This window comes from Syntrophomonas wolfei subsp. methylbutyratica (assembly GCF_001570625.1).
Classification (GTDB): Bacteria; Bacillota; Syntrophomonadia; order Syntrophomonadales; family Syntrophomonadaceae; genus Syntrophomonas; species Syntrophomonas methylbutyratica.
In genome coordinates this window covers 1-9,098 of sequence record NZ_BBQT01000035.1, presented here as the reverse complement: position 1 = coordinate 9,098, position 9,098 = coordinate 1, and the positions used below count along the sequence as shown (strand labels likewise).

Genomic DNA, 9,098 nt, shown 5'->3' with positions numbered 1-9,098 from the left:
ATGTTGCTTGATTATGTTCCCAAAGAACTAGCTAAAATTGTTTCATGTCAAGTGATGTTCTGGATTACGTCACAACCCCTATATATCCAGAGGTTGTTCAGCAATTTCTGCTACGAAAGTTGAGTTAATAAAAAGAAAGAGCGCCTGAGCCATAACGACTTTTCTGAACCCTATCGTGAATACAAAGAATGTGAAAAAGTTTTTGACGAAGTACTTGAAGTGGCAAAGCAGCAAAATGATGAAGTCTTTGCAAACTCTCAATATGTAGTTAGGAAATATTTTCTTTTGTTCTGCAATCTCTGTATGTATTTTGAATTGCTTAAGGAGAAACGATATAAAAGCTCATGGGATAAGTTACAAGATTGTATTGACTTGGCAAAAATGGTGGGATCATATATAGAAATAGAAAACCGCCTTGAAATTTCAAAGGTGCTTCACCTTTTATCAAGCTATGAAACCTTGTATCCATATTCCGTGTTCGCAAGTAGCGAGTATATTATATCGAAATCACACTGCAGCATTTGCGGCCAATCTATGTTGAGTTTATCTTGCCAACACATAAAAGGTAAGCTTTACTGGGGTGAAGTTGCAGTTGAGATGATTGATGAAATAAAGACCTTTCAGGCAGTCGCTCTGGTGAGCCATCCTGAAGATAAAAGATGCGTTATTGAACTATCAGACGATAACCGCACGGAGGTAAAGAAGTTTAAAAGAATAGATCAGTTTTTGGAATTAAATCAACCTTTCTTACAGGACTTTTCAATTAAAAAAATAATTGAAAACAGAATGCGCGATGATATTAAAATAGTGGGTCGCAATGATCCTTGCTCATGTGGGACTGGGGTGAAATTTAAAAAATGCTGCGGCAAAGATCTGTACTACAAACATGAAAGAAATATCATTACGCCGTTGCAAACAGTTAGTATGATAAAGCTATAAATTGAACATTAATGAAATCGAGCCAGGCCTGGAAATTTGTTCCCAAGGAACTGGCTCAATTTGTTGTCAGTTTATCACCGTGCCATCCTTAAAGGTGAACCGTACATCGCCTTTATCATAAACAGTGGCGTAGTCCACAAGGCTGCACCACAACTTTTCGTCAAATTCGGTAAGTAAGTTATCTTGCTTACGGAGGGTGTAGAGGAAGGCATTCATTGTACTGAGCCTTGTCTGCTTGTCAGTGATTTCTTCGGTAACCGCAGTATGGCGAGCTTTGGCAAGTTCAAAGCGCTCAACCAGTGCGTTATACCGTGTTTGGTATTCTACCTGGTCAAGGGCAAGGTGTGCGTTTTCACCGATGGCTTGCTGAATCATCCCAGCCACAACCTCGATTTCGTTTTGCAGTTCAGCTTGCTCTTTTTCCAGGTCGGTACTGTCAAAAACCGTAGACTTTATGAGCTCAAAATTTCCTAGGATTTCATCCCTTCCGGAAAGCAGCTTATTGACCGCAGATATGAAAAGTTTTTTGATTCTTTCTTCGTCAAGATGCGGTGTCCGGCAGTGATTGTCATCATCATATTTGTGGTTGCATTGATAAATAGTGCGGCGGTATTTACTGGTGGAGTGCCATACCTTTGAGCCATACCAAGAACCGCACTCTCCGCATTTTATCCTACTTGAAAATATGCTGACCCCACTTCGGCGGTTAGGGCCTGGACTACGGTTTTCCAGTTCAATCTGAACTATGTCGAACACCGCAGGGTCGATAATTGCCTCGTGGTTATTTTTTACATAGTATTGCGGAATTTCGCCCTCATTGAGTTTCTTTTTCTTGGTAAGGAAGTCTACTGTATAGCTTTTCTGTAAAAGAGCGTCGCCCTTGTATTTTTCGTTTTCAAGCATTCGGCGGACTGTTGCCGCATTCCATTTTGACTTTTTACCGGGCGAAAGGATGCCTTCAGCAGTGAGTGTCTTGGCAATCTTATAGGGTGAATATCCCTCCAGGAAGAGGACGAAAATGCGTCTGACGATGACTGCTTCTTCTTCGTTCAATACAAGGTTGCCGTCCTCACCGCGGTCGTAACCGAGAAAATGCCCAAAGGGAACGGTGACCTTGCCGTCTGAGAAGCGCTTCCTTTGACCCCAGGTGACGTTCTCCGAAATGCTACGGCTTTCCTCCTGGGCAAGGGAGGACATGATGGTAATCAGCAGTTCACCCTTAGAGTCTAATGTCCAGATGTTTTCCTTTTCAAAGTAAATCTCAATCCCTTTTTCCTTTAGCTGACGCACTGTAGTAAGGCTGTCTACCGTATTTCTGGCAAATCGGCTGACCGACTTGGTGACTATGAGGTCGATCTTTCCGGCAAGGGCATCCTCAACCATTCGCTTAAAGCCTTCACGCTTTTTGGTGTTTGTGGCGGTTATGCCTTCATCAGTGTAGACTTCTACAAACTCCCAATCGTCACGGCTTTTTATGTAGTTGGTGTAGTAATCAACCTGCGCCTCGTAGCTGGTGAACTGCTCTTCACTGTCGGTGGAAACACGGGCATATCCGGCTGTACGACGTTTTCTTTGCTCGTTGATAGGAGCAGCTGTGAAACGGCTAATCGTGGCAGGAATGGCCGTTACTTTTTTAGCTGTTCTCGCGCTGCTCATGTTTATCCCTCCAAACCTCTAACATTTTCTTGCTATGACGCTGTTTTCGCTCTTCTGACCACGCTGGCTGCCGACGTTTAAACTGCCACTGATGTGCAACATCGCTGCCATCCTTGAGGTGGAAAATCAGCTGCTCGTTAGAAACTACTGTAATGCGGTCAACCTTATCTACGAATACCGCTTCATCAAATTCGTTGATGCCAAGAACATCCGCAGAGATGGTTTTTAGCAGATTTTCTTCTAAACCGTTGTGTGCGCAATCGTTACGTGGTGGACACCGCCAGTGATGAGTTTTTTCTCCGCTCACACGAGTGCTGGTGTTCCTGCGTAAATTCTGGCCGCATTTGCCGCAGTATATTTTGCCTGTAAAGCAGGTGATGGTTCCTGAACTGCGAGGGTTCTTTTTGCTGTATACAGACTTTGCTGCACGGGCCTGGGGTGTCCACCAATCCTTTCTCGCAGTGGACTCCCAATGCTGGGTAATGACCCTTCCATCATAGAAATGAAAGATAAGCTTATCCTGGCCATTTACCACGATTTTATCGATCTGCTCCAACAGCAGACCCTCGTCAAACTCCCCTAAGCCTAGCACCTGAGCACAAACCTTTTGCAGCATTTTTTCGGGGACGTTTTTGGCATTGCAGGCGGATACACTGTTGCGATCTTTGGTTTGACAGGTCCAAATATAATAGACCTGGTTTGAATCCGTCTGTTGCCGTTTACCGCTGCGCCGATAGCTAACACCGCAGTTGCCGCACTTTATCTTACTGGTAAAGCAGGTAGTATTTATAGACCAGTTGGCAAAGACCCCCATCTCCCTGCGCCGAGCAATTTCAGCTTGCACCTTTTCAAAAGTCTCTAGGTCGATAATGGCCGGGTGCGTGTTCTCCGCATAATACATGGGTAGTTCGCCCCGGTTTATTTTACTTTTCTGGGTGATATGGTTTTCAACATAGGTTTTTTGAAGGAGTATATTGCCCGTATAGCGCTCCTGGTGTTTTAGACATCCGAATACCCTCCACTTCCTTTCTAGGGAAATAGGGTGAGGTCGGAATACCCGACCCCACCCACCGCGAGTGACGTTTTGCCTAGGCGAGGAAATCGTCATCTTCTAAGGATGTGAAGTCATCAGAAGCAGAGGATCTGTTGCCAAGGGGTTCGCCGTCCTTAATCTTCTGGATATTGCCGAGACCGCAGGCAACACCTTTATTGCCGTTAGAATTAAAAGCATAGAAGTTGAGTGACACCTTGCCATAGCAACCACTGTAGACTTCATCACGGTCAAGGATAGGCTTGACAGCTTTGTCCACAATCTGTGGGGCAGTAGTGCTGTTGGCATTAACGAAGTAGTGCCCTTTATATGCTTCATCATCACGCTCGATGTCGCCATCGCGAAGAGGCAGTTTGATTGCAGCCTTATTCGGCTTCTTGCCACCGAATTTTGCGATGCCTTCTTCAATAGCAGCATCTACCGCTGCTTCAATTGCCTTGATGGTTTCCTTGTCGGACTTAGGGATAAGTACGGAAACACTGTATTTTTCCGTACCGCCATTGATGGATACAGGTTCCCAACCGTGAAAATAGCTTAGACGGGTGTTAACACCGGTTATGACCTTGGTTTTGCTGGTATTCTTGTTTGCCATATTAATCAATCCTCCATAATTTCATTAAAGTCGTTAGTTGCGCTTGATACGTTTATAGCCGGACGCTTATCCGAAATAGGAACGAGAGTCGGCTTGCCTGGTGGTTTATATACGAGGTCACCGAGAACCTCATTGAACTTGGCTTTGCCCATCAGCTTTTCAAATTCCGTAAGCGTGATAAGGCTCTGCCTGTAGATGTCCTTATAGCCATTGACCTTTGCAACCTTGGCAACGGCATCTTCGTCTTTGAATTTCCTGACGCTGCGGCCAGCCACGACTTTGTAGCCAGACCACTCTTTTACGTGGTTGACGGCGGCATCGGTAGCGTAAGCCAGCAGGTCATTTGCCCATTTGGTGATGTCGTTCAGTTTCCCTAAGACATCCTCGATTTCCGCATCAGATAAGAGCGGTGGAAGACGGAACTCCGATTGCGCCAGCTTCAGCTTTTCTTCGGCTCTTGCACGGCACTTCACAGCAGCACGGCAGAAGGTACACCAGTCGCCGGGGCAATATTCGCCTTCGCCCTTGAAGGCAAGTTCAGCCTTTAACCTAATTTCGTTTTCTGCCCAGTCCCTCAGTTCATCCACCGGGATAGTCCATGTGCTGACATTGTCCCTGCGGGGTTGGAAAACTGTCATAGACACCTCGTCAATGTCATAAAGGCTGTCGTATATTTCCAAAGCACCGAGGCTGTACAGCATCATTTGACTGTTGTGTTCTGCGTTTACCAAAATCCCCATGCCATACTTCAGATCAATAATGTGCAGGGCCTTATCAGAGATGAGGATGCAGTCACCTGTGCCAAAGCCATCCGGCACATATTTGGAGAAGTCCAGATGCTGTTCAATCAGCACCAGTGGGTCAGAGCATGTCTGCTTTGCCAGTTCCAGCTGCTCAAGCACAAAATTCACATAGGCATCTGTGTATTCGTCCATCTCGTCACAGTCAAATGGTGAGATGGGTTTTTTGCTACGCATCTTCAATGCTTTACGCAGTTTGTGTTCGGCTAAAGCGTGGGCAGCGGTGCCTTCGGCAGCTGCAGAAGACTCGTTATCATCGAATTCCAATTCAAGCCGGGCAGCGGGAGTACATTTTGTCCACCTATGGGAACTGGATGCGGAAAGGACTGCGTGTCTACCCATTGGCAAGTACCTCCGCATCCGCAAGGAGGGACTCGTATTCGCTGGGATCGATGTCACTTAAGCGGTTTGCCCCGTGCTTAAAAAGCAGCGCCTTGACCTGGGCAGTTTTGCCGCTTTGACTGATAGGTGTAAGCACGGCTCTGCCATCTTCAACTGAGATGGTCTTTGCGACAGGCTTAACTTCCTGTGTCTCTTGAGTGGATGGCTTTTCTTCGGATTCGATTGAAGGCTCATCGCTTGCGATGGCATTTGCCAAGGTGCGCAGGCTTTTTGTCAGTGACTCCATGTCGTTCACCACATCAAGAAGCAGTTTGATTCGGCTCATGTGCAGTTCCTCCTTTCCCAATTTCGTGAATTTCTACCGACTGAACACTCTGTCCGGGAGTGAGTACCAAAATCTCGGTAAACTCACCGAAAAGAAAATTCAGTAGTCTTTGCGGTATCTTGCTGATCCCGCTTTTGATAAAGGCTTTCTTCTGAGAGCCATCTTTTCGTGCAACATTGATTTGAACTTTGTGTTGCAGATTCATAGGCTTTACCTCCTGTGTCAGACGGGTCTGCACCCGGAGGAAGGGATAGGCTTTAAGTAGCTCCTTATCTCTTCCACTACTTAAAGCCGAAAATATTAACCCCCTCTCGAAATGCAGTAGTTATGCGGTATTAGAGGATTCCTTGCTCTGCAAACAGCTTCCTTAGCCGGGCGATGATTTTACTTTTTCGGTTATGGATTGCAGTAACAGATGTGCCTTCTTCTTTGGCAATCTCAGTGAGTTGGCGTCGGCTGCCAAACAGGTCATATATCAGGTCTATTTGCTGGGGAGTGAGTTTTTCCATCAGTATCAGCAAATGCTCAACAAGTGGATTGAGCTCGTCCGATTTCTCCTCTAAAAAAAAGGCAGGGTCGGTTTTGCGGGTACCAAGATTCTCAATGGGATCGCCGAAGCAATCATCCGGGTCGCTTTCATACTTGGACTTTTTGTTTTCTGTAGTGAAGTCCCGGTTTACTTGCTCGTAGCGATCCCCAAGGTCAGCTGCGTGGTCGAGTTCATTGAGCATGATGATGTGCTCCTCAGTTACGCTGTCTTGACCTGCAGTGATGGTGATGGGTAGGTTCTTTTTAGATTCCTCATCCCAGCGCCAGTAGGTATAGGTGATGCGATTTTCTTGCTTTGCTTTACGGTTTTTCATTGTTTGTCCTTTCCGCCTGTTGCGGGGTGCAAAGGACAACACAAAAGGCCTGTGTCCAAGAAGCACACAGACCCTAAAAATGAGCGCAAAAGGGTAAGGGTACTCCTTATCGCTTGCATAACACTGTTGTCAGTGCTATTGAGGCGATTTGTGTATCCTTTGCCCTTATTGCAAATCAGGCAATGAATTATTTTTGTAAGAGATATTTGTTAACCGAAGACTATGCTACGGTCAAAGCAGCCACCTAAATACTTATTGTTATATTGTGGTAACTCGTGATATAATGAACCAGTAGGATTTACTGGGAATTATACCGATTTGTTTACAACAAAAAGCTGATGTCCAAGCTTCTGACATCAGCTTACCAATATAGCGATTTGCTCCGTGTTAGAGCGGAGATTGTTTCTTATTTACAATGACTTACAAATGGTTGATTGTGGGTTACATACCTATCAAACAACATGTATCAAGGGGGACAAACGATGATGCGATTATGTTTTGGAACATTTGCGCGAGTGCTTCAGTTGTGCAAGCTTGACGTTATAACCGATCCTCGGCTCGTCGGTACAATGACACGTACAATTGATCCACAATGCCAATACATAATGAGTGGGAATGCTACATCAGTACATCGTTTATTGAATTGTACTGGAAACCTCTCTCCAGGCAATATTACGGAGGGTGGTGTCGGCGTCATTAGAAGGCCTGGTAAAAGTATAAGTAATGTACTTTTGATGGCACCAAGAGCAAACAGAGATGACTTGATTCGTAAATTTGGTGAGGATGTCATATCTCTGCTAAATGAAGACAAAAAGCTTCAAGCAGTTCTTGCTCTATTGGATATCATTGAAAAGGATACAGTACTTGATGATGATAGTTCCGAGGGTAAGAAAATGAGCTTTGAAAAATATGTCGGGACAACAAAAAACGCCCTGCTTTCGCAGAGCGCGTATGTTCTTTCTGATTTATTGGCTGGTATTTTCCTATATACAGTCGCTGCAGGTGTTGTAAATACTGTCGGCAGAGAGGCTGTTCAGACTATTACACCGGAGTACATAGGTGGAATTGAAAACCCAAGGGGCATAACGGTTATTGATTGTTCTCCTCAATTGGAGCAAATCGTGCAAAGCGGAACTATGGTGGCGGCAACAGCATCACCAGCATTTGGGCAGGAAACTTTTTTAACATACCTTACTAATGTTAGAAATAAGTACAGCACTATAAAGACACTTCTTTATAATGAACAACCAAGGCCGTTTTACGATTTTTATGTATGTAACAATATCACTTGGCGTACACGTATTGAAGGGGATGGACCTCCATTTAAAAGGGAGTTTGTCAGTGATGCTAATATTAAAAAGCTGGCCGAAATTTCACACTTTATATTTATTACGGGAGCTGGCGGTCTCGGAAAATCTATGATGATGCGCCATCTTCTGCTTAACGCAATAGATAACTATAAGGATTTTAAATTAGTTCCAGTCTTCATACCTCTGAAGGAATTTGATGACGCTTCCAGCAAGCTATTTGATTATATCTTTTCAAAAATTGATGATTTTGGTGGTGGTATAACAAAAACCGATTTTGAAAATATTTTAACCTCCGGAAGCTGCCTTTTGCTTTTGGACGGGCTTGATGAAATAGGAATGAACAACATCGAATATTTTGAGCGCGAATTAGATTCCTTTACAGATAAATACCCGAATTGCATCTATGTGATTTCATCGCGTCCTTATCAATCGTTTGTGTCATTTGAACGGTTTAGTGTTTTGCGCCTATTGCCGTTCAACTTAGAACAGGCAGTGCGATTGATTGATAATCTGGATTTCCGCCCCGACGACCCATCAATAAAAGAGAAATTCAGGGAGGAGTTGAGGGCAAGGCTCTACCGTACACATAGGGATTTCACAGAAAATCCACTCCTGCTGACGATCATGCTGCTAACATTTGAGATGTTTGCCGAAGTTCCATCGCAAATGCATATTTTTTACCGGGAAGCGTTTAATGCATTATCGAGAACACATGATGCAAGTAAAGGAGCCTACAAGCGTGAACTAAAAACGAAGCTCTCGGTAGATGCTTTTGCAGATGTGTTTGCGGAGATTTGCTTCCGCACATACTGGGATGAGAAATTTGAATTCAGTATGCCTGAATTTGAGGCTTATTTCAAAAAGCTAACCAATCCATATGTTGGTCCTGTTACAGCCGATGATTTTATGTATGACCTATGTTTTAGCATGTGTCTGATGTATCAAGAAAGTGGAAAATACTATTTTACACATCGCTCGTTTCAAGAATATTTCAGTGCTGTATTCCTTTCTAAACAAAAAGATACAGTGATAAGCAAACTTGGCGATTTTTTTGAAAAACGCGATAGACGAATGCGTGGCGATCAGACATTTTTGTTAATCCGCAAATTAATGGCTCCCGAAGGGGGCCTTTTTTATCGGATTAAATAATCTGTAATCAAAATGAATGCTAAAACAAAGTACAAATAATTCTCGTTTTGTTTTAGCATTAAAAATACTAT

Annotated in this window: 9 protein-coding genes; 2 read left to right on the top strand and 7 right to left on the bottom strand. The window is 44.2% G+C overall.

Annotation, left to right across the window (positions count from 1 at the left end):
• The first annotated feature begins 219 nt into the window (after positions 1–219).
• On the top strand, positions 220–939 hold the full coding sequence (locus AWB54_RS14695; protein ID WP_061215354.1) for an SEC-C metal-binding domain-containing protein: 720 nt from the start codon (positions 220–222) through the stop codon (positions 937–939).
• Positions 940–1,005: 66 nt separating this feature from the next.
• Here the strand turns inward: AWB54_RS14695 and AWB54_RS14690 are convergent, their stop codons facing one another.
• The 7 genes from AWB54_RS14690 to AWB54_RS14660 all read right to left on the bottom strand — a co-directional run bounded on the left by AWB54_RS14690 (position 1,006) and on the right by AWB54_RS14660 (position 6,568).
• The gene (locus AWB54_RS14690) at positions 1,006–2,595 is read right to left on the bottom strand and encodes a recombinase family protein (protein WP_061215353.1); all 1,590 of its coding nucleotides are present in this window, start codon (positions 2,593–2,595) and stop codon (positions 1,006–1,008) included.
• Positions 2,573–3,703, bottom strand: a complete 1,131-nt coding sequence (locus AWB54_RS14685) for a recombinase zinc beta ribbon domain-containing protein (RefSeq protein WP_082736260.1) — start codon at positions 3,701–3,703, stop codon at positions 2,573–2,575. The genes AWB54_RS14690 and AWB54_RS14685 overlap by 23 nt, the downstream gene beginning before the upstream one ends.
• A complete protein-coding gene (locus AWB54_RS14680) occupies positions 3,684–4,238 on the bottom strand; it encodes a DUF2815 family protein (RefSeq protein WP_061215351.1) in 555 nt (184 codons plus the stop codon). The genes AWB54_RS14685 and AWB54_RS14680 overlap by 20 nt, the downstream gene beginning before the upstream one ends.
• Positions 4,239–4,243: 5 nt before the next feature.
• Positions 4,244–5,380, bottom strand: coding sequence for a DUF2800 domain-containing protein (locus AWB54_RS14675; RefSeq protein ID WP_061215350.1), 1,137 nt, complete (start codon positions 5,378–5,380; stop codon positions 4,244–4,246).
• On the bottom strand, positions 5,373–5,705 hold the full coding sequence (locus AWB54_RS14670; RefSeq protein WP_061215349.1) for a hypothetical protein: 333 nt from the start codon (positions 5,703–5,705) through the stop codon (positions 5,373–5,375). Before AWB54_RS14670 ends, AWB54_RS14675 begins: the two co-directional genes overlap by 8 nt.
• Positions 5,680–5,910, bottom strand: a complete 231-nt coding sequence (locus tag AWB54_RS14665; RefSeq protein ID WP_061215348.1) for a hypothetical protein — start codon at positions 5,908–5,910, stop codon at positions 5,680–5,682. The genes AWB54_RS14670 and AWB54_RS14665 overlap by 26 nt, the downstream gene beginning before the upstream one ends.
• A gap of 130 nt (positions 5,911–6,040) precedes the next feature.
• Positions 6,041–6,568 carry a hypothetical protein gene (locus tag AWB54_RS14660; protein ID WP_061215347.1) on the bottom strand — a complete coding sequence of 176 codons (528 nt, stop codon included), beginning with the start codon at positions 6,566–6,568 and terminating at the stop codon, positions 6,041–6,043.
• A 482-nt stretch (positions 6,569–7,050) separates the two neighbouring features.
• Here AWB54_RS14660 and AWB54_RS14655 point away from each other — a divergent pair, with 482 nt between their 5' ends.
• Entirely contained in the window at positions 7,051–9,027 is a 1,977-nt protein-coding gene (locus AWB54_RS14655; protein ID WP_061215346.1) for an NACHT domain-containing protein, read from the top strand.
• Positions 9,028–9,098: the final 71 nt, after the last annotated feature.